The following is a 21,605-nucleotide window of genomic DNA, read 5'->3' as shown; positions in this document are numbered from 1 at the left end:
AACATCATGCCTTCGATTACGGTTGAACCGTGCACCTTTGCCTTGTTCGGCGCCCTCGGCGATCTGGCCCTGCGCAAGCTGTTTCCTGCCTTGTATCAACTTGATGGCGCGGGCCTGCTGCATGAGGACACGCGCATTATCGCACTGGCCCGTGAAGCGGGCACGGAGCAGGAGCACCTGGCTTTCATCGCCCGGGAACTGCGGCGCTATGTAGAGGCCAAGGAGCTTGACGAAGCCGTGGTCGAGCGCTTCCTGGCACGCCTGACGTACCTGCACGTCGACTTCCTCAAGGCGGACGACTATGTCGCCCTGGCCGAACTGGCGGGCACCGCGCAGCGGATGATTGCCTACTTCGCTACCCCGGCGGCGGTGTACGGCGCTATCTGCGAGAACCTGGCGCAAGTGGGCCTGACGGAAAACACCCGGGTGGTGCTGGAAAAGCCCATCGGTTCGGACCTGGAGTCCTCGCGCAAGGTCAACGATGCCGTGGCGCGGTACTTCCCGGAAAACCGTACCTATCGCATCGACCACTACCTGGGCAAAGAGACGGTACAGAACCTGATCGCCCTGCGTTTCGCCAACAGCCTGTTCGAAACCCAGTGGAACCAGAACTACATTTCCCACGTGGAAATCACGGTCGCCGAGAAAGTCGGGATCGAAGGTCGCTGGGGCTACTTCGACAAGGCCGGCCAACTGCGCGACATGATCCAGAATCATCTGTTGCAGCTGCTCTGCCTGATCGCCATGGACCCGCCGGCCGACCTGTCCGCCGACAGCATCCGTGACGAGAAGGTCAAGGTGCTCAAGGCGCTGGCGCCGATCAGCCCGGAAGGCCTGACTACCCAGGTGGTGCGCGGCCAGTACATCGCGGGCTACAGCGCGGGCAAGCCGGTGCCGGGTTACCTGGAAGAAGAGAACTCCAACACCCAGAGCGATACCGAAACCTTCGTTGCGCTGCGGGCCGATATTCGTAACTGGCGTTGGGCCGGCGTGCCGTTCTACCTGCGTACCGGCAAGCGTATGCCGGACAAACTGTCGCAGATCGTCATTCACTTCAAGGAACCGTCGCACTACATCTTCGCCCCCGAGCAGCGCTTGCAGATCAGCAACAAGCTGATCATCCGCCTGCAGCCAGACGAAGGTATTTCCTTGCGCGTGATGACCAAGGAACAAGGCCTGGACAAGGGCATGCAGCTACGCAGCGGACCGCTGCAGCTGAATTTTTCCGATACCTATCGCAGTGCGCGGATTCCCGATGCCTACGAGCGGTTGTTGCTGGAAGTGATGCGCGGCAATCAGAACCTGTTTGTCCGTAAAGATGAAATCGAAGCCGCGTGGAAGTGGTGCGACCAGTTGATCGCCGGATGGAAAAAATCCGGAGATGCCCCCAAGCCGTACGCGGCGGGGTCCTGGGGGCCGATGAGCTCCATTGCACTGATCACGCGGGACGGGAGGTCGTGGTATGGCGATATCTGAATTAAAACTGCCCGAGGGCGTCAGCGCCCATGCATTCAAAAGCCCGGTGCTGCTGGCCGAGAGCCTGGCGCTGGCAGTGGCCCGGCAACTGGGCGACGCCATCGAAGCCCGGGGCACGGCGACCCTGGTGGTCTCCGGTGGGCGCAGTCCGGTGGCGTTTTTCCAGCATCTGGCCAAGCAGAAACTCGACTGGGCCAACGTCGTGGTCAGCCTGGCTGACGAACGCTGGGTGCCGGTCGAACACGCCGACAGCAATGCCGGCCTGCTCAAGCGTTATCTGCTGCAGGGGCCGGCCGCCAAGGCGCAGTTCCTCAGCCTGTACAGCGCCAGCGCGAACCTTGAGCAAGCCGCCGAACAGGCCGACCGCCTGCTCGCCGAGCTGCCGAAGATTGATGTACTGGTGCTGGGCATGGGTGACGACGGGCATACCGCTTCGTTGTTCCCCAACAGTCCGCACCTGGCCGAGGCCCTGCAGGTCGACGGCACGCGCCGGTGCTGGCCGATGCTGGCGCCGACCGTACCTCATCAGCGCCTGACCATGAGTCGTGCGTTGCTGGCGTCGGCGCAGGTCACGGTTCTTTCGATTTCCGGTCAGTCCAAGCTGGCCACCCTGAGTGACGCACTGGCCGGTGACGATGTCGCCGCAATGCCGATTCGTGCCTTTCTGCAACCTACGTTAGAGATTTACTGGTGCCCATGAGCCAAGGATCAGCCGCTATGAAAAACCCATCCCCGACCGTTTCCATGGCGGACAAAGTTGCCCTGATCGACAGCCTCTGCGCCAAGGCGCGGATCCTGCCGGTGATTACCATTGCCCGCGAGCAGGATGTCCTGCCTCTGGCTGACGCCCTGGCGGCTGGTGGTCTGACCGCCCTGGAAGTGACCTTGCGCTCGCAGTTCGGCCTCAAGGCGATCCAGATCCTGCGTGAGCAGCGTCCGGAGCTGGTCACCGGTGCCGGCACGGTGCTGGATCGCACCACGCTGGCTGCCGCTGAAGCTGCGGGTTCGCAGTTTATCGTCACTCCGGGGATTACCCGTGAGCTGCTGGAAGCCAGCGTGGCCAGCTCGATTCCGTTGTTGCCGGGGATCAGCAATGCCTCGGGGATCATGGAGGGTTATGCCTTGGGTTATCGGCGCTTCAAGTTGTTCCCGGCCGAGGTCAGCGGCGGTGTCGCGGCCATCAAGGCCCTGGGCGGTCCGTTCGGTGAAGTGAAGTTCTGCCCGACGGGTGGGGTGGGTCCGGGGAACATCAAGAGCTACATGGCGTTGAAGAACGTGATGTGTGTGGGCGGGAGCTGGATGCTGGATCCGGAGTGGATCAAGAACGGTGACTGGGCGCGTATTCAGGAGTGTACGGCTGAGGCGCTGGCTCTGTTGGATTGATGGTTTTTGCAGGATCGTTGTAGTTGTTCTGTGTTTTACGGCTATTTGGCGCACTTGGTCGGTGCGCCTTTTTTTTGTTCTCGTTGGCGTCTCAGCTCAATTCGATCAACGCCTGTGTCAGCAGCCGCATGTCCCGTGCGGTGCTGGTCAGGCCCGGGGTGATGCGGATGCACAGGCCGCAGGCCGAGCCGCTGCGGGCCACGGTGAATAGGTTGTAGTCCTTGAGCAGGCGCTCGACCATCGGTTGCTGATCCGCCTGGTGGGTAAACCGTACGGAGCTGATCGCGCAGTACAGGCGCGGGTCATCCGGGGTCATGACTTCAATCCCCGGTACCTTGCGCACGGCGCTGACCCACAGGTTGCGCAGGTAGTTGAGGCGCGCGCCTTTGGCTGCGGCGCCGCCCATGGCTCGATGCTCTTCGAACACCAGGGGCAGGGTCAGCAGGGCTGGAATGTTCGGGGTGCTGTAGGGCGTGCGGCAGCGGATGTCGCTCGTGGGGAAATGGAACTCGCCCATGTCCGGATCGATCGCGCCCAGGCGCTGCGGCGCGATGTAGATGAACCCCAGGGTCAACGGGCCGCCGATCCATTTGTGCAGGTTGTAGCCGGCAAACTCGATGCCCAGTTCATCCAGGTCGAACTCGATCTGGCCGAGAGCGTGGGCGCCGTCGAGGATTACGTCGATCCCGTGTTCTCGGGCAGCGCTGGCAATGGCCTGGACCGGCAGCACCAGGCCGGTGCGGTGGGTGACGTGGGTCAGGGCCATTAGCTTGAGACGTGGGTACTGCTCGAATGCCGCGCGATAGCTCGCCAGCAGGGTCTCGAAACTCGCCGGGTGGTCATGCTGGATTTCAATCACTTCCACGCCACGATGGCGGGCCAGCCAGTGCATCGCACTTTTTACCGTGTCGTATTCCAGGTCGCAGAGCAGTACCTGGTCGCCCGGTTGCAGGCCGTTGTAATTGCGAATCAGCGCTTGCAACCCATCGGACGCGCAGCGGGTGAAGGCGACCGCCTCGGCGGGTACCCGCAGCAAGTCGGCCAGATGCTCGCGCACGGTCACGCTCTCGAACTGTTCGAAGCGCTGGCGCACATGCACCGAGTTACTGCGGTTGATCAGTTCGATATTGCGCTGGTACTCGTCGATCACCGTACGCGACATACGGCCGAAATAGCCGTTTTCCAAGTTGATCGGACCTGGCTGGACATCGTAGCGATCAGCGAAGGTTTGCCAGAAAGCTTCATCACGGGCGCGTAGCGTGTTATCGGGCATGGGGCGACTCGGTGCGGGTTCAGTGGCTCAGTGACGAGGTTTGGGTTTGCCGTGTTTGGCCCGCAATGGGTCCAGCAGATCGGACAACCCGTTGTGGTCGATTTCCTGCATCAATGCCAGCAGGCCGCCCAGTTCACCGTGGGGGAAACCCTCGCGGGCGAACCAGTTGAGGTAGGGGCCAGGCAGGTCGGCGATGATGCGTCCCTTGTATTTGCCAAAGGGCATTTCGCGGGTGATCAGTAATTCGAGCTTTTCAGGGTTCATCGGTCAGCGGTCCTGGTTCAGACACTTTGGAAAATACAGGCATTCTGCATGCAGGCCAATTGACAGATCATGCAAATAGCGTGGATACAGATTCCATCTAAAATTCTAACTCATTGAAAAATAACGGAAATTTATCAATTCAAAAGCTGGCACACGAGCTGCAACTCCTTATGCAACTCTCTCAACCCGCAAGGAATTTGAAAAATGACCGACATTAATAAAGAAGCGATTTCAGTCCTCAACGACTTGATCGAGACCAGCAAGGACGGCCAGGAAGGGTTCAAGACCTGCGCCGAAGACATCAAGCATCCTGAACTCAAGGCGCTGTTTGTCAAACGTTCTACCGACTGCGCCACCGCCGCCGCGGAACTGCAGAGCACCGTGCGTTCGATGGGTGGCGATCCGGAAACCTCCACCAGCGTTAGCGGTGACCTGCACCGTCGCTGGGTCGACCTCAAGTCGCTGGTGACCGGCAAGGACGAAGAGGCGGTACTTAACGAAGCCGAGCGCGGCGAAGATCATGCCCTGAAGGCTTACAAAGAAGCGCTGGAGAAAATCAACAAACACAACCTGGTGAACATTCGTGACCTGGTTGAACGTCAGTACCACGGCGTGCAACGCAATCACGATCAGGTCAAAGCCCTGCGCAACCAGGCGCGTGCTCGCTCGTAAGCTTGTACCTGTGTAAAAACGCCGCTTGTCCAGCCATGGACGGCGGCGTTTTTTTTGGCCCAGCCACTGCAATCAGATTGGATTAAATCCGGTCCACAGCCAGACGACTTTTTCACCTTCAATCCGTGGCATCGCAGTGGCGTAGTCGAGCCAGTGTCATGGGCAGTCGGACGGGGCTGTCATGGATGTAAGGTTGTTTTAAGAAGTGGCGATGTACAGGTAGGCGCGAGCTAGCGGTTGGCCTGAATTAATCTCATGCACATAAAAAATCCGCAGGCCTTATCGGGCTGCGGATTTTTCTTGGCTGCGCGGATCTATCAACGCGGACCGCATTGCGCTCAGGCGGACACCTTTGTGGGTGTCAGGGCCTGGTGCGAGGGCGAATCAGCCGATGCTGATCGCGGGCAGGGTTGGCAGGGTCACGGTCTGCTGCTTGCGCGGGGCGAGGATCTCGGCTTCGCCATCGACCACCAGTTCATCACGCTGGTTGAACACTCGAGTGGCGATGCGTACGCGGAACTTTGGCAGTTTTTCGAGGATTTCCAGGCGCACGGTCAGGGTGTCGCCGATCTTCACCGGCTTCTGGAAACTCATTTGTTGACCGAGGTAGATGGTGCCCGGCCCAGGTAGTTCGCAGGCGACTGCCGCGCTGATCAGCGCACCGCTGAACATGCCGTGGGCGATACGTTCCTTGAACATGCTGGCGGCCGCGAATTCAGGGTCCAGGTGCACCGGGTTGTGGTCGCCGGACATCGCCGCGAACAGCTGGATATCGCGCTCTTCCACGGTCTTGCTGTAGCTGGCGGTCTGGCCGACTTCGAGGGCTTCGTACGGCGTGTTGGTAACCTGGGTCATGTGTCTTGGATCCTGTGACGAGTTAAGTGAAAAAAACCGAAGGTCATTCGGTCCTGGCAGGACGACGATGGCTCAAGGCCCCGGCCAGCCAGGTGAGCAGGTCCGCAGTCACTTCATCGCGGTTGCTCTCATTGAACAGTTCGTGCCGGGCCTGGGGGTAGATCTTCAGTTCCAGACCCTGGCTGCCGGCGCGGCGTAGCGCCTCGGCCAAAGAGGTGAGACGCTTGCCCTCACTCACCGGATCACATTCACCGCCGATCACCAGCAACGGCAGGCCCGGATCGATCTGGGCGAGATTGGACGCTTTGCTGATCTGCTGCAAGCCGCCCAGCATGTCGATCCACAGCTGATTGCTGCAGCGAAAGCCGCAGAGCGGGTCGCGGACGTACTTGTCGACTTCGTCGGGATCGCGGCTGAGCCAGTCGAATGCGGTGCGATTGGGCTTGAACGCCTTGTTGAATGAACCGAACGATAACCACTCCAGCAACGCACTGCGCCCGGTAGGGCCCTGGCGCCAGCGTTCGAAACGGGCGATCAGGCGCGCTGCGCGGTACAGCGCCACCGGCTGGAAATTCGAACCGCTGAGGACCGCGCCATGCAGGCTGGCGCTGTGGTGCAGCAGGTACGCCTGGGCGATGTAGCTACCCATGCTGTGGCCCAGCAGCACTATGGGCACGCCCGGATGCTGTTGGCCGATGTGCTGGTTGAGGCTGGCCAGGTCACCCACCACTTTGCACCAGCCGTCGGCGTCGGCGTAGTGCCCCAGGACCCCGTTGGTGGCGGTCTGGCCGTGTCCGCGCTGGTCCAGGGCATACACGCCGTACCCCTGGTTACACAATTGTTCGGCCAGGCGTGCGTAGCGTGCGCTATGTTCCGCCATTCCATGGGACACCAGGATCACGGCCTTGAGCGTACCCTCCGGCAACCATTGGTTGACGAACAGTTGGCTGTGGTCGTTCGCGGTCAACCAGAACGTATCGTGGATCATGGCGATTCCTTTGCGCGGGGTCGCAGCATTGTATAGCGCAACAACCCGGGGACGGGTAATGCGCAAAGCCCGCGGCAGCAAGATTCACGCGATCAATGACGCCGGTGCTGATATTTGCCTGATTCACCATAACTGCTAGTGTCCCAGAAGCTCCGCTCAGGCGGCCCGGATTGGCTCAGGTATAGAGGACAATAATAATGCAAGCTGATTTCTGGAATGATAAACGCCCGGCCGGCGTACCCATCGATATCGACCTGGGTGCCTACAAGTCGGTGATCGAGGTGTTCGAACGTTCCTGCAAGAAATTCGCTGATCGTCCCGCGTTCAGCAACATGGGCGTGACCCTGACCTACGCTGACCTCGAACGCTACAGCGCGGCGTTCGCCGGCTTCCTGCAAAGCCAGACTGACTTGGTGCCCGGCGATCGCATCGCGGTGCAGATGCCCAACGTCCTGCATTACCCGATTGCCGTGTTTGGTGCCATGCGCGCCGGCCTGATCGTGGTCAACACCAACCCGCTGTACACCGCGCGCGAGATGCGCCACCAGTTCAAGGACTCCGGTGCCCGGGCGCTGGTGTACCTGAACATGTTCGGGCAGAAAGTCCAGGAAGTGCTGCCCGACACCGAGATCCAGTACCTGATCGAAGCGAAGATGGGTGACCTGATGCCTACCGCCAAGGGCTGGCTGGTCAATACCCTGGTGGACAAGGTCAAGAAGATGGTCCCGGCTTACAATCTGCCCCAGGCGATCTCCTTCAAAAGTGCCTTGCGCATGGGCCGTGGGCAGAGCATCAAGCCACTTCAGGTCGGTCTCGATGACGTCGCCGTGCTGCAATACACCGGCGGCACCACGGGTCTGGCCAAGGGCGCGATGCTGACCCACGGCAACCTGGTCGCCAACATGCAGCAGGCCCGTGCCTGCCTGGGCCAGTTCGGTCGCGACGGACAACCGCTGTTGCGCGAAGGCCAGGAAGTGATGATCGCGCCGCTGCCGCTGTACCACATCTATGCCTTCACGGCGAACTGCATGTGCATGATGGTGACTGGCAACCATAACGTGCTGATCACCAATCCACGGGACATCGCCGGCTTTATCAAGGAACTGAAGAACTGGCGCTTCTCGGCCTTGCTTGGGCTCAACACCCTGTTCGTCGCGTTGATGGATCACCCGGACTTCAAGACCCTGGATTTCTCCAGCCTGAAGCTGACCAACTCCGGCGGCACGGCACTGGTCAAGGCCACCGCCGAGCGCTGGGAAAAGCTCACCGGTTGCCGGATTACCGAAGGCTACGGCCTGACCGAGACGTCGCCGGTGGCCTGCACCAACCCCTATGGCGACCTGTCGCGCATCGGCACCGTGGGCATGCCGGTACCAGGCACCACGCTGAAGGTGATCAACGACGATGGCGTCGAGCAAGCCATGGGCGAGCGCGGCGAGTTGTGCATCAAGGGCCCGCAGATCATGAAGGGCTACTGGCAGAAACCCGAGGCCACCGAGGAGGTGCTGGATGCCGAGGGTTGGTTCAAGTCGGGTGACATTGCGGTGATCGATCCGGATGGTTTTGTGCGCATCGTCGATCGCAAGAAAGACATGATCATCGTCTCGGGTTTCAACGTGTACCCCAACGAGATCGAAGACGTGGTCATGGCCCACCCCAACGTTGCCAATTGCGCGGTAATCGGTGTGCCGGACGAGCGTTCCGGGGAAGCGGTGAAGCTGTTCGTGGTGGCGCGTGAAGCCGGGGTCAGCCTGGAAGAGCTCAAGGCCTACTGCAAAGAGAACTTCACCGCCTACAAGGTGCCCAAGCACATCGTGCTGCGAGATTCGTTGCCGATGACCCCCGTGGGCAAGATCCTGCGGCGGGAGTTGCGCGATATCGCGTAATGAATTGTTAGCGATGCAGCAGCAAGAAGGGGCGCTCGAGTTGGAGCGCCCCTTTTTTTGTCCCAGTAAAATCGCGCGGAGCCCTGTAGAACGGGGCTTTCACGGCATATAGAATTTTTACTCTAAAAATGACCATTGATTGGTCTTGAGTCATTATCGTGACCGTAGAGCCTTCGTTTGGCTCTAGTAGGCCCTTGGCAAAGCTGCTACTCTCGGCGCGCTTTGTGACTTCTCGGCCTTGAGTAAAAGCCAGATTCACCAAAAAACACACACCAATAATAATCGCATCAAATGCGGTGAAGAATTCGCGTTGCTGAGGAGTGGGCTTCCATGATCGAAGACTTTTGGAAGGATAAGTACCCAGCTGGGATTGCTGCCGACATCAATCCAGACGAGTATCCGAATATTCAGGCAGTGTTGAAGCAATCCTGCCAACGCTTCGCCAACAAACCGGCTTTTAGCAACCTCGGCAAGACACTCACCTACGGTGAGCTGTACGAACTGTCCGGGGCATTTGCCGCTTATCTGCAACAGCATACCGATTTGCAGCCCGGTGATCGAATCGCCGTACAGTTGCCTAACCTGTTGCAATACCCGATCGCCGTGTTTGGTGCCATCCGCGCCGGCTTGATCGTGGTCAACACCAACCCGCTGTACACCGCGCGGGAAATGGAACACCAGTTCAACGATTCCGGGGCCAAGGCCCTGGTCTGCCTGGCGAACATGGCGCACCTGGCCGAGGCCGTGGTACCCAAGACCGGCGTCAAGCATGTGATCGTCACCGAAGTGGCGGACCTGCTGCCGCCACTCAAGCGCCTGTTGATCAACAGCGTGATCAAGTACGTGAAGAAGATGGTGCCGGCGTTCAACCTGCCCAAGGCCATCAAGTTCAATGACGTGCTGAGCAAAGGCCAGGGGCAACCCGTGACCGAGGCCAACCCGGCCAGCAGCGACGTCGCCGTACTGCAATACACCGGCGGCACCACCGGCGTGGCCAAGGGCGCAATGCTGACCCACCGCAACCTGGTGGCGAACATGTTGCAGTGCAAGGCGTTGATGGGCTCGAACCTGCACGAAGGCTGCGAGATCCTGATTACCCCGCTGCCGCTGTACCACATCTATGCCTTCACCTTTCATTGCATGGCAATGATGCTGATCGGCAATCACAACATCCTGATCAGCAACCCGCGCGACCTGCCGGCGATGGTCAAGGAACTGTCGAAGTGGAAGTTCAGCGGGTTTGTCGGCTTGAACACTTTGTTTGTCGCGCTGTGCAACAACGAAGCCTTCCGCAAGCTGGACTTCTCGGCGCTCAAGGTCACCCTGTCCGGTGGCATGGCCTTGCAACTGGCCGCCGCCGAACGCTGGAAAGAAGTCACCGGCTGCCCGATCTGCGAAGGCTACGGCATGACCGAGACCAGCCCGGTGGCCACGGTCAACCCGATCCAGAACATCCAGATCGGTACCATCGGGATTCCGGTTCCTTCGACGTTGTGCAAGGTCATCAACGACGAGGGCGTCGAGCAGCCGCTGGGCGAAATCGGCGAACTTTGCGTGAAGGGGCCGCAGGTGATGAAGGGCTACTGGCAGCGCCAGGACGCCACCGATGAAATGCTCGACAGCGAAGGCTGGTTGAAGACCGGTGACATCGCGCTGATCCAGCCGGATGGCTACATGCGCATTGTCGATCGCAAGAAAGACATGATTCTGGTCTCCGGTTTCAACGTCTATCCGAATGAACTGGAAGACGTGCTGGCGACTCTGCCAGGCGTCCTGCAGTGCGCAGCCATCGGCGTGCCGGACGACAAGTCGGGCGAGGCGATCAAGATTTTCATCGTTGCCAAACCTGGCGTGACCCTGACCAAGGAACAGGTGATGACGCACATGCGTGCCAACGTCACGGGTTACAAGGTGCCCAAGGCTGTCGAGTTCCGCGATGCGCTGCCGACCACCAACGTCGGCAAGATCCTGCGTCGCGAACTGCGGGACGAAGAGCTGAAGAAGCTCGGTTTGAAGAAGGTCAGCGCCTGACCCATAAAAAACCCCGCCGATGCGGGGTTTTTTGTGGGTGGAACGTTACTGCTGGAACTGCGCGAAATTCACATTGGTGCCGGCCGGACGCATGTCCTGCAGGTACGAGTCCTTGTCGGCACTCAGTTCCAGGCTCAGGGCAGCCTTGCGCTTGCCTTCGTTGCGCACTACCAGGCCTTCGAGTTTTTCCCGCAGGAACACGGTTGGCACTTTCAAGTGCAGCAACTGGTCGGTGTCCGGGGTGTGCATCAGCAGGTGAATCCACTCGTACTGACCCACGGCCAGGCGAGCCACCGGGATATCGAACCACCAGATGTTGCGGTTGCGGTTCAGTTCAGTGAAGTGGCAGTTGTTGACGCCAAGCACGGCACCACCCAGTTCCTGGTTTCTGCGGGCAATGGCCTGCTTTTTATCGAGTTTCATAACGTTCCTACGGGATTGGACGTTCAGCGCCAAGGCCTGAATACGTTGCGCATTCTCCCGGCAAAGCCCAAAAACATAAAGCCCAACCTGCATCTGGCGATGAAATGACGCAGTGAAAATAAATGAAACTCCGCCTGACGCCCGCCGGTCAACCTCTACGTAACGACACTGACCTTTGAATGTTCACAGGAGCAAGACCATGAGCAGCACTGGCGATAAAGCGAAAGGTTTGGCCAACGAAGCGATCGGCAACATCAAGCAGGGTGTCGGTAAAGCCACCGATAATCCCAAGCTGCAGACCGAAGGCAAGATCCAGGAAAAGAAAGGTGAGGCCCAGCAAGCGCTCGGCGACGCCAAGGACGCAGTCAAGAAAACAGTCGACAAGGCCTGATAGCCGCAAGGCAGGGCAACGGCCATCCGCGGGTGGCCGTTTTTTTGTCGACTAAGGTTAAGCAACGCGTGGAAATTGTTTCAAGGTCGCCAAACAGGTTACCTTGTTGTAGAAAACGGCCCCTGAGTCGCCCCCGACTACAACCTGATTGCGGCGAAAGGAGACGCTATGATTTTCCCGGATTTGAAAGGCTTGCCCCTGCATCGCGTGATGATGCGCACGGTCACCGAGTTCGTCGACGACGAGATGTCGACCTATGCCTCGGCGCTGGCCTATCAGATGCTGTTCTCGCTGTTTCCTTTCATCCTGTTCCTGATCGCCCTGATCGGGTTCCTGCACTTGCCGGACTTCTTCTCCTGGCTGCGCCTGCAATCGGAATTGGTGTTGCCGCCCCAGGCCCTGGAACAAGTGAACCCGGTGATTGACCAGTTGCAGCAATCCAAAGGCGGGTTGCTCTCGGTGGGTATCGTCATCGCCCTGTGGACCGCCTCGGCCGGTGTGCGGCTGATGATGAGCGCGATGAATGCCGCCTACGACGTGGTCGAAGGACGGCCGATCTGGAAGCGCTTCCCGCTGTCGATTTTCTACACCGTCGGTATCGCCGGCATGCTGCTGGTGGCCGCAGCCTTGATGGTGCTTGGCCCGCAGGTGATGGAATGGATCGCATCGCAGATTGGCATGCAGGAATTCATCGTCACGGTCTGGACCATTCTGCGCTGGCCGGTGATCGTGATTCTGCTGATGATCGCGGTGGCCTTGATCTACTACGTGATGCCCGACGTAAAGCAGGAGTTTCGCTTCATCACCCCAGGTTCGGTGCTGGCGGTGGTGGTGTGGATCATCGCTTCCCTGGGCTTTGGTTTCTACGTGAAAACCTTCGCCAACTACAACGCCATGTATGGCAGTATCGGCGCGATCATCGTGCTGTTGCTGTACTTCTATATCTCCGCTGCGGTGCTGTTACTGGGGGCGGAGATGAATGCGGTGATCGAACACATGTCGAGCGAAGGCAAGGACCCTGGCGAAAAGGTTCCGGGCGAGCACGACCACGCACATAAACACCACGTTTCGGGACTGGGACGGGACCACTCGCTCAAACCGACCACTGACGAAGCCTGACCATGATCCGTGAAATTCTCAAAATGGGCGATCCGCGCCTGCTGCGTATTGCCCCGCCGGTTCCGGCGCAGATGTTCGACAGCCCTGAGTTGTGGCAGTTGATCGACGACATGTTCCAGACCATGGAAAGCGTCGGTGGGGTCGGCCTGGCCGCGCCGCAGATTGGCGTCGACCTGCAACTGGTGATCTTCGGCTTTGAACACAGCGAGCGATACCCCGACGCGGAAGCCGTGCCGCAGACCATCCTGATCAACCCGCTGATCACCCCGCTGGAGCCCACCCTGGAGGAGGGCTTCGAAGGTTGCCTGTCAGTGCCCGGGTTACGGGGTGCGGTGCAGCGCTACCAGCACATTCGTTATGAGGGCGTCGATCCCAAGGGCGAGCCGATCGTGCGTATGGCCTCGGGGTTTCATGCCCGCGTGGTGCAACACGAATGTGATCACCTGATCGGCCGTCTGTACCCGTCGCGGATCAGCGACTTTGCCAAGTTCGGCTTTACCGAGGTGATGTTCCCCGAACTCGACCCAGCGGCGGACGACTGATCCCGATCAGTTACGCCCCATGGCAATCATCGGCTTGCTGCGGCTGTAGCGCAGCAGGCGCTCGGCCAACGCATAGGGCAGTTGCGGGCCGGCGCTGAAGCCGTTGCCCTGATAGAACTCACGCAGGTCCGGGTGGCACAACAGCCACACCGGCTGGGTGACCGTTGCCAGCGCCTCGGCCATCAATGCCGCTGCCACGCCCTGGCCGCGACAGGCCGGAGCAACCAGCAGGCCCGTCAGCCATAACCCTTCGGCCATGGGTCGCAGACACAGGCCGGCGACTATCTCATCACGTTTACCGACCCACAATTGTGCATCCCGTACCGCTTTCATCGATGACTGATGACGGCGGTAGAACTTGTTCATCAAGGGCCACAGCGCGTCATCTAGCTGTGTGTACTGGGTGTGGGGCATGAAAGAGGCCATCGGTGCGCAAAGCCGTGGATTATAAAAGAACGGGCGCTCTGCGATAGGTGTATACCTGAACTCACATCCTGTATGAGTGGAGTAAGTATCATGGCCAAAGGCATGGATTCAAAAAAAGCCGCGAAGAAAAAACCGGCAAAAAGCGCCGATGAAAAACGCGCAGACAAGAAAGCCAAGAAGGTCGGCATATTCGGCCACTAGTCAGACCCATCTCGACGGAGCCCGGCAAGCGGGCTCCGTGTTCAGTTCCAAGCCAACAACCCCTCGCTGCCAGATTTTCCTGCGCTGATGTACTGACGCCGGGCAGGTGCTGAACCGATTTTGTCCTCGATGGTGGCTTATTAATGGCCTTGCATCCATGCCGAGCCTGTCTATGCTCAGCACTGATCTTCCTGATCAGGATGTCCGGGCCAGAACGTTGCCCCCACGGACTCTCCGATTACCCATCATTTATCACCTTATCTGTCCTTGCGCTGGAGGAAGGCGTGTACCTGTTCCATGGAACGTTGTGGTGGATCCGTTGAAAGACCGAAGTACTTTCATCAATCAAAAGACCGCGCTTAGGGTGATATGACCATGTTTAACCTACATCACAAGTCTGACCTGCTCGAAATCCAACGCTTCAGTTGTGCTTTGAGCGAGGCCAACGCCAAGCTGGCGGCGGTCAGTCGCTCGATGGCGATGATCGAGTTCGACCCTGCCGGGGTGATCCTCGATGCCAATGAAAACTTCTGCAAGGCAATGGGTTACTCCCTCGAAGAAATACGCGGCAAGCACCATCGGATCTTTTGCGAGGGCGATTACGCCAAGAGCGAGCAATACCAACGCTTCTGGCGTGAACTGGAGCGTGGCGAACCCAACAGCGGGACGTTCCAGCGCCTGGACAGGCATGGGCGGGAGGTTTGGCTCGAAGCCAGCTACATGCCGGTGATCGGTGCCGACCGGCAGGTGCACAGCGTGATCAAGGTGGCCACGGACATCACCGCCCGAATCATCAAGGAGCATGAGAACCAGGCACTGGTGAATGCCTTGGGCCGGGCGATGGCGGTGATCGAGTTCTCCCCCGACGGCAAAGTCATCAGTGCTAACGATAACTTCCTGCAGACCATGCATTACTCCGCGGGCGAAGTGATGGGCCAGCACCACAGCCTGTTCTGTCACCGTGCGGAAAGCGAGTCGTCGGCCTACAAGGCATTCTGGGCCTCGCTCAACCGTGGCGAATATCACTCACACCGCTTCGAGCGGGTCGACAAGTTCGGGCGCATCGTGTTTCTGGAAGCCTCCTACAACCCGATCTTCGACGCCAAGGGCCGGCTGTACAAGGTGGTCAAGTTTGCCAGCGACATCACCCAGCAGGTGACCACCCTGCAATCTGCTGCTGAAGCCGCGCATTCGACCTCGGTGCAAAACGACGCCTGTGCCCAGAAGGGCTCGCAGGTGGTGCAGCAGACGGTGCAGATCATCGAGCAGATCTCCCAGGACTTGAACGAGGCTGCGCTGAGCATCGATGCGGTCAGCAAGCAGTCAGACATCATCGGCACCATCGTGCAGACCATTCGCGGCATCGCCGACCAGACCAATCTGCTAGCCCTCAACGCCGCTATCGAAGCCGCGCGGGCCGGGGAGCATGGACGCGGATTTGCCGTGGTGGCCGACGAAGTGCGCAGCCTGGCGGCGCGTACCAGCAAGGCGACCCTGGAAATTGTCGACGTGGTGCGCAAGAACCACGACCTCTCGTTGAGTGCGGTGTCGAGCATGCAATCGAGCTTGAGCCGTACCGGGTTGGGGGTGGAGTTGGCCAACGAGGCCGGCGAGGTAATCCTGGAGATCCAGCAGGGGTCACGGCATGTGGTGGATGCCATCAGCCAGTTCAATGAGACCCTGCAGTTGCACTGACGGGTGAGGGGGGCGAAGGCTGCGCAAGTGTTCGCCAGCCTTGTCCGTGCCTCTGGCTTCAGGCTGGGTCGGGCAGTGCCGAGGTTGGCAAACCAAAGGTGCGGTCGAACAGCCAGTTGAAGGCAAAGGTGTAGCAGGGGATGAAGATGATCAGCGCCAGGTCCAGCAGGAAGGCCTGGACCAGGCTGATGTGCATCCACCAGGCAATCAACGGGATCAGGAATACGATCAACGTCAGTTGAAAACCGACGGCATGGGCGATCCGCCGTTTGACGGTGCGGGTGCGTGACACCTGGCGACTTTCCCAGCGCTCGAACAGCGAGGTGTAGATGAAATTCCAGCTCACCGCGATGCTGGTGATGATCACCGCCAGCGGCCCGGTGCTGCCTGGCGAAGTGCCGGACAGCAAGGCCAGGCCGAGGGCGGAGAAGGTCATGCCGATCACCTCGTAGAGTGAAACGTAGACCAGTTTGCGTTTGACGCCTTGCATGGAGTTGCCTCTTTTTCAGTGCTTGATGGCCAGTGGGGCTGGCGCAGGCGACGAAAGATAGCTTCAATGGAGATGACAGAAAAAGTCAGTAGCTTTCAGTTTTATTGATAGGTTGATCCAGTGAACTTCAACAGCGACAGCATCGAACTGTTTCTCGCCGTGATTGAGCGCGGCTCTTTTTCCGCGGCCGCCCGGGCCTTGGGCAAGGTCCCTTCGGCGGTGAGCATGGGCATTGCCAATCTGGAGGCAGAGCTCGGTTATCCATTGTTCGACCGCAGCCACCGCGAACCCCAACCCACCGCCATGGCCAATTCGCTGGTGCCCCACGCACGGCTGATTGCCGGGCAGCTCAAGCAGTTGCAGGTGCACGCGGTGCAGTTGTCGCTGGGGCTGGAAAGCAAGCTGTCGATTGGCGTGGTCGCGGACATCGATCGGCGCCGCTTGCTGGCGGCGATCAAGGTGCTTGCCGAGCGTCATCCGTTGCTCGACGTCGAAGTGCTGACGGCGCCGCAGGATGACGTGCTGGCGATGCTGCACAGTGGGCGCGTCAGCCTGTGCCTGGCGTTTGCCGGGCTGAGCATGAATGTGCTGGAGCGCTTTCAATTCGTCGGCAGCGAACGCATGATCGCCACGCTGGCGGCGGACAGTCCGTTGCTGCAGGGACAGGATCTGTTTCTCGAGGACCTGGTGCACGTGCGGCAGATTTTCGTCGCCAGCCGCGATCTGCCGATCAGCGAGACCCGGCCGCTGGTGGCCGAATCCTGCTGGCGCACCGACAACCTGGAAACGGCACTGGAGATGGTCGAGGCGGGGTTGGGCTGGGGCAATTTCCCGCTGTCGGTGGTGCAGGCACGCCTGGATTCAGGGCGCTTGAAACGGCTGAATTTCCGCAATATCGAAAACGGCCTGGTGCTGCCGGTGCATGCGGTATGGCTCAAGAGCCAGCCGCTGCAAAAGGGCGCATTGGCCCTGGTCGATCTGCTCGGCCAGACGGTGTAGGCGCCAGTCTCAGCTGCTTTCGCGAATCTTCAGCTCAAACCCCATGTCTTCCACCGGCCGCGCCACCTTGTTGCCCGCCATCAACGTCAGCATCTGTTCCGCCGCGCGCCGGCCAATGGCTTCGCGGGGGGTATAGATGCTGCTCAGGCGCGGCACCATGTGCTCGGACATCGGCAAGTCGTTGAAACCGAGAATTGCCACCTGCTGGGGAATCTGGATGCCATGGCGCAGGGCCTCAAGCAATGCGCCCTGGGCCAGGTCGTCGTTGCCGAAAAAGATCCCGTCGACATCCGGCTGGGCCGCCAGCAGTTGCAGGAACAACTCGCCGCCCAGGCCCACGGAAGACGCGCGCGGGGTCAGTACTTCCAGGTCCGGGTCGTAGCGACCGGCCTTCTGCAAGGCCCGGCGGAACCCTTCACCGCGCAGCAAGGTGCGCTGATCCAGCTGCGCGCCGATGTACGCCAGGTGCTTGCGGCCGCGGGACAACAAGTGCTCGGCCGCCGTTTCGCCGGCGCTGAGTTGGGAAAAACCGACGCAGTTCACCCCGGCAGCGTGGTCCAGTTCCATCATGTACACGCAGGGGATGTTGCTGGCCTCGATCATCCGTCGCGAACTTTCGGTGCGATCAAAACCGGTCAGCAGTAAACCGCGTGGCTGATAGGCCATGTAGTTGCGCAGCAGGTTTTCTTCTTCGTCACGGGAGTAGTGGAAGTTGCCGATCAGCACTTCGAAGCCTTTGGGCCGCAGTACCTGGTGAATGGCTTCCAGGGTTTCGATGAACAGCAGGTTCGACAGCGAGGGTACCAGCACCACCACCGAATGGCTCTGGGCCGAGGCCAGCGCACGCGCGGCCGGGTTGACCACATAATTGAGTTCGAGGGCGGCCTGCTGGACCTTTTCCACCAGTTCGGTGGCCACCGTACTGACCCCACGCAGGGCGCGGGAAGCGGTGATCGGGCTGACCCCCGCCAGGCGAGCAACTTCATTGAGGGTAGGGCGGCCAGTGGTGCGGGGATTTTTATCGTTTTTAGTGGAGGTCATCGGGCGGCTTGCCAAACAAAATTCAAGGCACTAAGGTAGCGCTGTCTCGATGCGTCTGCAAATGAATGAGCGGGGGTTGCCTGATCCCTACAATTTGGCGTTGAGCAAGAACGTGCTGCAACCCATAAAAATGACAAGAAGACGTCGACGATGGCTGCGTTTGCACTAGAGTCTCAATGAGCAAAGGTAGCGCTGTCTTCGCGCTGAGGTGTTACATGAGTCAACCAATCTCCGCCCTGGTCATCATGGGCGTGGCCGGCTGCGGCAAGTCCAGCGTCAGCGAGGCCTTGTGCCAGCTCAGCGGCGCGACCGGCATCGAAGGCGATAGCTTTCACCCTGCGGCCAACATCGAAAAGATGAGCGCCGGTATTCCCCTGAACGACGACGACCGTGCCGGCTGGCTCGACAGCCTGTGCGCCGAATTGCGTCGCGTCGACGCCACGGGCCAGCGCCCGGTGCTGACCTGTTCGGCGCTCAAGCTCAGCTATCGCGAGCGCTTGCGTAGCGCCTTGCCGGGCCTGGGCTTCGTGTTCCTGGAACTGACCCGGGAAGTGGCCGCGGATCGGGTGTCCCACCGTCCGGGCCACTTCATGCCGTCGACCCTGATCGACAGCCAGTTCGCCACGCTCGAGTCCCCGGTCGGCGAAGCGCTGACCCTGGCGCTGGATGCTTCGACCCACAGCGTCGAGCAATTGGCCGCGCAAGCCCACCATTGGTGGCTTGGGCATGGCCTGAAGCTCGCCGTATGAGTTTTGTTTTTAAAGGTAGCGCTGTCCTGATGGCTTTCGAATTACCCGCTTTAATAACAACAACAACCAGGAGTCACCCCTAATGTTCGGCATGTCCCACGACTCGTTCCTGCTGCTTGATGCAGTGGTCACGGTGATCGGCTTGATTGTCCTGATCACCAAGTTCAAGTTCCACCCCTTCATTGCGCTGATCATCGCCGCGGCGTTCCTCGGCCTGACATCGGGCATGCCGATCGGCACCATCATCAAGGCGTTCCAGGACGGCTTTGGCGGGGTACTGGGGTTTGTCGGCATCATCCTGGCGCTGGGGACCATGCTCGGCAAAATGATGGCCGAATCGGGCGGGGCCGACCAGATCGCCCAGACCCTGATCCGCTCGTTCGGTAAAGAGCGGGTGCAGTGGGCGATGATGTTTGCCGCGTTCCTGGTGGGCATTCCGCTGTTCTTCGAAATCGGCTTCGTGCTGCTGATCCCGCTGGTGTTCATCGTGGCCCGGCGCACGGGCGTGTCGATCATCAAGATCGGTATCCCGCTGCTGGCCGGCCTGTCGGCGGTGCACGGGCTGGTGCCGCCACACCCGGGGCCGTTGCTGGCCATTGGGGTATTTGGCGCCGATATCGGTAAAACCATTCTGTACGGCCTGATCGTGGCTCTGCCGACGGCGATCATTGCCGGTCCGATCTACGGTACGTTCATTGCCAAGTACATCCCCGGTCACCCTAACCAGGAACTGGTGGATCAACTGGCCCGCGAACCGGATTCGGCCAGCCTGCCAAGCTTCAGCATCACCCTGTTCACCGTGCTGTTGCCGGTGTTCCTGATGCTGCTCAAGACCTTCGCTGACGTCGCGCTGCCGGACGGCAACTTCTTCCGCACCTGGATGGACATGATCGGTCACCCGATCTCGGCGCTGCTGCTGGCGTTGCTGCTGTCGCTGTACACCTTCGGCCATCGCCAGGGCATCGACTCCAAACGCATCCTCAAGCTGCTGGATGCCAGCCTCGCACCAACCGCCGCGATCATTCTGATCATCGGTGCCGGTGGTGGCTTCAAGCAGATGCTGGTGACCAGCGGTGTGGGTGATGTGATCGGGCATATGGCCGTAAGCGCCCAGATTTCGCCGATCCTGCTGGCATGGCTGGTGGCGGCAGTGATTCGTATCGCGACCGGTTCGGCGACTGTCGCAACCATTACCGGTGCGGGCATCGTGGTGCCAGTGGTGGGGATGATTCCAGGGGTCAACCGTGAGCTGCTGGTGCTGGCCACCGGTGCCGGCTCGCTGATCCTGTCCCACGTCAACGACGCGGGCTTCTGGCTGGTCAAGCAGTACTTCAACATGACCGTGGCGGAAACCTTCAAGACCTGGACCGCGATGGAAACCATCCTGTCCATCGTCGCGCTGGGCTTTATCCTGCTGTTGTCGTTGTTCGTCTAAGCGTTTCGCAGCCACAAAAAAACCGCAGCGATGCGGTTTTTTTGTGGCTGATCGTCTTACTTAGTGACTAACCCATCCGCGCGGAACATCCCGCGAATCCCCCGCACTGCCTGGCGAATCCGGTCCTGATTCTCGATCAAGGCGAAGCGCACGTGGTCGTCGCCGTACTCACCAAAACCCACCCCGGGCGATACACAGACCTTGGCCTCGGCCAGCAGCTTCTTGGCGAATTCCAGCGAACCCAGGTGGGCATAAGCTTCGGGGATCTTTGCCCAGACGTACATCGAAGCTTTCGGGTTCTCGACCATCCAGCCCAGTTCATGCAGACCCTTGACCAGCACGTTGCGGCGTTGCCGGTATTGCTCGGCGATGTCCTTGACGCATTGCTGGTCGCCTTCCAGTGCCGCGATGGCCGCCACTTGCAGCGGGGTGAAGGTGCCGTAGTCGTGGTAGCTCTTGATCCGTGCCAGAGCGTTGACCAGTTCCGGGTTACCGACCATGAAGCCGATGCGCCAGCCCGCCATGTTGTAGCTCTTGGACAGGGTGAAGAACTCCACGGCAATGTCCTTGGCGCCCGGTACCTGCATGATCGAGGGGGCTTTCCAACCGTCGTAGACGATGTCGGCGTAGGCCAGGTCGTGCACGACGAGGACGTCGTACTGCTTGGCGAGGGCGATTACCCGTTCGAAGAAATCCAGCTCCACGCACTGCGCGGTAGGGTTGGACGGGAACCCGAGGATCATCATCTTCGGTTTCGGGATCGAGCCACGAATGGCTCGCTCCAGCTCTGCGAAGAAGTCCACGCCCGGAATCAGCGGCACCGAACGCACCTGGGCACCGGCAATCACGGCACCGTAGATGTGGATCGGGTAGCTCGGGTTGGGCACCAGTACCGTGTCGCCCTGGTCGAGGGTGGCGAGCATCAGGTGCGCCAGGCCTTCCTTGGAACCGATGGTGACGATGGCTTCGTTTTCCGGGTCGATGTCGACCTCGTAGCGATCCTTGTACCAGCGGGAAATAGCCCGGCGCAGGCGGGGAATGCCTTTGGACGTGGAGTAGCCGTGGGTGTCTTCGCGCTGGGCGACGGTGACCAATTTATCGACGATGTGGGGCGGGGTCGGGCCGTCGGGGTTGCCCATGCTCAAGTCGATGATGTCTTCGCCACGACGACGGGCGGCCATCTTCAGCTCGGCAGTGATATTGAATACGTAAGGGGGGAGTCGATCTATGCGCGCAAAGCGGCGCGGCGAACCTTGGTCTGCCATT

22 protein-coding genes and 1 pseudogene are annotated in these 21,605 nt (G+C 60.0%); 14 read left to right on the top strand and 9 right to left on the bottom strand.

What is annotated here, in order from left to right; all coding sequences use genetic code 11:
• The first annotated feature begins 6 nt into the window (after positions 1-6).
• Genes zwf through PspS04_RS21075 form a run of 3 tightly spaced genes read left to right on the top strand, consistent with a single transcriptional unit; the run spans position 7 to position 2,859 of the window.
• On the top strand, positions 7-1,476 hold the full coding sequence (gene zwf / locus PspS04_RS21085) for a glucose-6-phosphate dehydrogenase (protein WP_095169816.1): 1,470 nt from the start codon (positions 7-9) through the stop codon (positions 1,474-1,476).
• Positions 1,463-2,176 (top strand): 6-phosphogluconolactonase, encoded by a 714-nt coding sequence (gene pgl, locus PspS04_RS21080; protein ID WP_095169815.1) that lies wholly within the window; start codon positions 1,463-1,465, stop codon positions 2,174-2,176. Before zwf ends, pgl begins: the two co-directional genes overlap by 14 nt.
• Positions 2,177-2,193: 17 nt before the next feature.
• A complete protein-coding gene (locus PspS04_RS21075; RefSeq protein ID WP_095169814.1) occupies positions 2,194-2,859 on the top strand; it encodes a bifunctional 4-hydroxy-2-oxoglutarate aldolase/2-dehydro-3-deoxy-phosphogluconate aldolase in 666 nt (221 codons plus the stop codon).
• Between the two features lie 91 nt (positions 2,860-2,950).
• Here the strand turns inward: PspS04_RS21075 and PspS04_RS21070 are convergent, their stop codons facing one another.
• On the bottom strand, positions 2,951-4,132 hold the full coding sequence (locus PspS04_RS21070) for an aminotransferase class V-fold PLP-dependent enzyme (RefSeq protein ID WP_159997591.1): 1,182 nt from the start codon (positions 4,130-4,132) through the stop codon (positions 2,951-2,953).
• 27 nt (positions 4,133-4,159) lie between these two features.
• Positions 4,160-4,396: a DUF3820 family protein gene (locus tag PspS04_RS21065; protein WP_095169812.1), complete on the bottom strand. Its 237-nt coding sequence runs from the start codon at positions 4,394-4,396 to the stop codon at positions 4,160-4,162.
• A gap of 204 nt (positions 4,397-4,600) precedes the next feature.
• Here PspS04_RS21065 and PspS04_RS21060 point away from each other — a divergent pair, with 204 nt between their 5' ends.
• A complete protein-coding gene (locus tag PspS04_RS21060) occupies positions 4,601-5,068 on the top strand; it encodes a ferritin-like domain-containing protein (protein WP_095169811.1) in 468 nt (155 codons plus the stop codon).
• 384 nt (positions 5,069-5,452) lie between these two features.
• Here the strand turns inward: PspS04_RS21060 and PspS04_RS21055 are convergent, their stop codons facing one another.
• Both PspS04_RS21055 and PspS04_RS21050 read right to left on the bottom strand, forming a co-directional pair.
• Complete coding sequence (locus PspS04_RS21055) at positions 5,453-5,923, bottom strand: MaoC family dehydratase (RefSeq protein WP_093425453.1); 471 nt, start codon at positions 5,921-5,923, stop codon at positions 5,453-5,455.
• Between the two features lie 43 nt (positions 5,924-5,966).
• On the bottom strand, positions 5,967-6,911 hold the full coding sequence (locus PspS04_RS21050; RefSeq protein ID WP_159997589.1) for an alpha/beta hydrolase: 945 nt from the start codon (positions 6,909-6,911) through the stop codon (positions 5,967-5,969).
• Positions 6,912-7,108: 197 nt separating this feature from the next.
• Between PspS04_RS21050 and fadD2 the strand changes: the two genes are divergently transcribed.
• The gene (gene fadD2, locus PspS04_RS21045) at positions 7,109-8,797 is read left to right on the top strand and encodes a long-chain-fatty-acid--CoA ligase FadD2 (protein WP_095169809.1); all 1,689 of its coding nucleotides are present in this window, start codon (positions 7,109-7,111) and stop codon (positions 8,795-8,797) included.
• Positions 8,798-9,127: 330 nt separating this feature from the next.
• Positions 9,128-10,828 carry a long-chain-fatty-acid--CoA ligase FadD1 gene (gene fadD1, locus PspS04_RS21040; RefSeq protein ID WP_095169808.1) on the top strand — a complete coding sequence of 567 codons (1,701 nt, stop codon included), beginning with the start codon at positions 9,128-9,130 and terminating at the stop codon, positions 10,826-10,828.
• A gap of 45 nt (positions 10,829-10,873) precedes the next feature.
• Here fadD1 and PspS04_RS21035 read toward each other — a convergent pair whose 3' ends face one another.
• Complete coding sequence (locus PspS04_RS21035) at positions 10,874-11,251, bottom strand: hypothetical protein (protein ID WP_095169807.1); 378 nt, start codon at positions 11,249-11,251, stop codon at positions 10,874-10,876.
• A 199-nt stretch (positions 11,252-11,450) separates the two neighbouring features.
• Between PspS04_RS21035 and PspS04_RS21030 the strand changes: the two genes are divergently transcribed.
• The 3 genes from PspS04_RS21030 (at position 11,451) to def (ending at position 13,303) form a co-directional block, all read left to right on the top strand.
• The gene (locus tag PspS04_RS21030) at positions 11,451-11,642 is read left to right on the top strand and encodes a CsbD family protein (RefSeq protein WP_095169806.1); all 192 of its coding nucleotides are present in this window, start codon (positions 11,451-11,453) and stop codon (positions 11,640-11,642) included.
• A 168-nt stretch (positions 11,643-11,810) separates the two neighbouring features.
• Positions 11,811-12,761 carry a YihY/virulence factor BrkB family protein gene (locus tag PspS04_RS21025; protein WP_159997587.1) on the top strand — a complete coding sequence of 317 codons (951 nt, stop codon included), beginning with the start codon at positions 11,811-11,813 and terminating at the stop codon, positions 12,759-12,761.
• A gap of 2 nt (positions 12,762-12,763) precedes the next feature.
• The gene (gene def / locus PspS04_RS21020; RefSeq protein ID WP_095169804.1) at positions 12,764-13,303 is read left to right on the top strand and encodes a peptide deformylase; all 540 of its coding nucleotides are present in this window, start codon (positions 12,764-12,766) and stop codon (positions 13,301-13,303) included.
• Positions 13,304-13,309: 6 nt separating this feature from the next.
• Here def and PspS04_RS21015 read toward each other — a convergent pair whose 3' ends face one another.
• Positions 13,310-13,717: a GNAT family N-acetyltransferase gene (locus PspS04_RS21015; protein WP_159997585.1), complete on the bottom strand. Its 408-nt coding sequence runs from the start codon at positions 13,715-13,717 to the stop codon at positions 13,310-13,312.
• Positions 13,718-14,299: 582 nt separating this feature from the next.
• On the opposite strand from PspS04_RS21015, the pseudogene PspS04_RS28165 reads away from it, so the two are divergent.
• Positions 14,300-15,082: pseudogene (locus PspS04_RS28165) on the top strand (PAS domain-containing protein); the annotation flags it as partial.
• A gap of 3 nt (positions 15,083-15,085) precedes the next feature.
• Positions 15,086-15,625 (top strand): methyl-accepting chemotaxis protein, encoded by a 540-nt coding sequence (locus tag PspS04_RS28160; protein WP_371917601.1) that lies wholly within the window; start codon positions 15,086-15,088, stop codon positions 15,623-15,625.
• A 58-nt stretch (positions 15,626-15,683) separates the two neighbouring features.
• Here PspS04_RS28160 and PspS04_RS21005 read toward each other — a convergent pair whose 3' ends face one another.
• Positions 15,684-16,115: a PACE efflux transporter gene (locus tag PspS04_RS21005; RefSeq protein WP_159997581.1), complete on the bottom strand. Its 432-nt coding sequence runs from the start codon at positions 16,113-16,115 to the stop codon at positions 15,684-15,686.
• 120 nt (positions 16,116-16,235) lie between these two features.
• Between PspS04_RS21005 and PspS04_RS21000 the strand changes: the two genes are divergently transcribed.
• A complete protein-coding gene (locus PspS04_RS21000) occupies positions 16,236-17,114 on the top strand; it encodes a LysR family transcriptional regulator (RefSeq protein WP_159997579.1) in 879 nt (292 codons plus the stop codon).
• Positions 17,115-17,123: 9 nt separating this feature from the next.
• Here the strand turns inward: PspS04_RS21000 and PspS04_RS20995 are convergent, their stop codons facing one another.
• The gene (locus PspS04_RS20995) at positions 17,124-18,155 is read right to left on the bottom strand and encodes a LacI family DNA-binding transcriptional regulator (RefSeq protein ID WP_159997577.1); all 1,032 of its coding nucleotides are present in this window, start codon (positions 18,153-18,155) and stop codon (positions 17,124-17,126) included.
• Positions 18,156-18,370: 215 nt separating this feature from the next.
• Here PspS04_RS20995 and PspS04_RS20990 point away from each other — a divergent pair, with 215 nt between their 5' ends.
• The gene (locus tag PspS04_RS20990) at positions 18,371-18,904 is read left to right on the top strand and encodes a gluconokinase (protein ID WP_095169800.1); all 534 of its coding nucleotides are present in this window, start codon (positions 18,371-18,373) and stop codon (positions 18,902-18,904) included.
• An 82-nt stretch (positions 18,905-18,986) separates the two neighbouring features.
• Positions 18,987-20,339, top strand: coding sequence for a GntP family permease (locus PspS04_RS20985; protein ID WP_095169799.1), 1,353 nt, complete (start codon positions 18,987-18,989; stop codon positions 20,337-20,339).
• Positions 20,340-20,395: 56 nt separating this feature from the next.
• Here PspS04_RS20985 and alaC read toward each other — a convergent pair whose 3' ends face one another.
• Positions 20,396-21,604, bottom strand: a complete 1,209-nt coding sequence (gene alaC / locus PspS04_RS20980; protein ID WP_095169798.1) for an alanine transaminase — start codon at positions 21,602-21,604, stop codon at positions 20,396-20,398.
• Between the last annotated feature and the right edge of the window lies 1 nt (position 21,605).

It is taken from the genome of Pseudomonas sp. S04, assembly GCF_009834545.1.
GTDB lineage: Bacteria > Pseudomonadota > Gammaproteobacteria > Pseudomonadales > Pseudomonadaceae > Aquipseudomonas.
The sequence above is the reverse complement of the archived record's forward strand: the minus strand, read 5'-3'. Positions and strand labels throughout refer to the sequence as shown.

Coding starts and splice junctions, on each gene's coding strand:
- zwf (WP_095169816.1), top strand. CDS start 7: ATGCCTTCGATTACGGTTGAACCGTGCACCTTTGCCTTGTTCGGCGCC.
- pgl (WP_095169815.1), top strand. CDS start 1,463: ATGGCGATATCTGAATTAAAACTGCCCGAGGGCGTCAGCGCCCATGCA.
- PspS04_RS21075 (WP_095169814.1), top strand. CDS start 2,194: ATGAAAAACCCATCCCCGACCGTTTCCATGGCGGACAAAGTTGCCCTG.
- PspS04_RS21070 (WP_159997591.1), bottom strand. CDS start 4,132: ATGCCCGATAACACGCTACGCGCCCGTGATGAAGCTTTCTGGCAAACC.
- PspS04_RS21065 (WP_095169812.1), bottom strand. CDS start 4,396: ATGAACCCTGAAAAGCTCGAATTACTGATCACCCGCGAAATGCCCTTT.
- PspS04_RS21060 (WP_095169811.1), top strand. CDS start 4,601: ATGACCGACATTAATAAAGAAGCGATTTCAGTCCTCAACGACTTGATC.
- PspS04_RS21055 (WP_093425453.1), bottom strand. CDS start 5,923: ATGACCCAGGTTACCAACACGCCGTACGAAGCCCTCGAAGTCGGCCAG.
- PspS04_RS21050 (WP_159997589.1), bottom strand. CDS start 6,911: ATGATCCACGATACGTTCTGGTTGACCGCGAACGACCACAGCCAACTG.
- fadD2 (WP_095169809.1), top strand. CDS start 7,109: ATGCAAGCTGATTTCTGGAATGATAAACGCCCGGCCGGCGTACCCATC.
- fadD1 (WP_095169808.1), top strand. CDS start 9,128: ATGATCGAAGACTTTTGGAAGGATAAGTACCCAGCTGGGATTGCTGCC.
- PspS04_RS21035 (WP_095169807.1), bottom strand. CDS start 11,251: ATGAAACTCGATAAAAAGCAGGCCATTGCCCGCAGAAACCAGGAACTG.
- PspS04_RS21030 (WP_095169806.1), top strand. CDS start 11,451: ATGAGCAGCACTGGCGATAAAGCGAAAGGTTTGGCCAACGAAGCGATC.
- PspS04_RS21025 (WP_159997587.1), top strand. CDS start 11,811: ATGATTTTCCCGGATTTGAAAGGCTTGCCCCTGCATCGCGTGATGATG.
- def (WP_095169804.1), top strand. CDS start 12,764: ATGATCCGTGAAATTCTCAAAATGGGCGATCCGCGCCTGCTGCGTATT.
- PspS04_RS21015 (WP_159997585.1), bottom strand. CDS start 13,717: ATGCCCCACACCCAGTACACACAGCTAGATGACGCGCTGTGGCCCTTG.
- PspS04_RS21005 (WP_159997581.1), bottom strand. CDS start 16,115: ATGCAAGGCGTCAAACGCAAACTGGTCTACGTTTCACTCTACGAGGTG.
- PspS04_RS20995 (WP_159997577.1), bottom strand. CDS start 18,155: ATGACCTCCACTAAAAACGATAAAAATCCCCGCACCACTGGCCGCCCT.
- PspS04_RS20990 (WP_095169800.1), top strand. CDS start 18,371: ATGAGTCAACCAATCTCCGCCCTGGTCATCATGGGCGTGGCCGGCTGC.
- PspS04_RS20985 (WP_095169799.1), top strand. CDS start 18,987: ATGTTCGGCATGTCCCACGACTCGTTCCTGCTGCTTGATGCAGTGGTC.
- alaC (WP_095169798.1), bottom strand. CDS start 21,604: ATGGCAGACCAAGGTTCGCCGCGCCGCTTTGCGCGCATAGATCGACTC.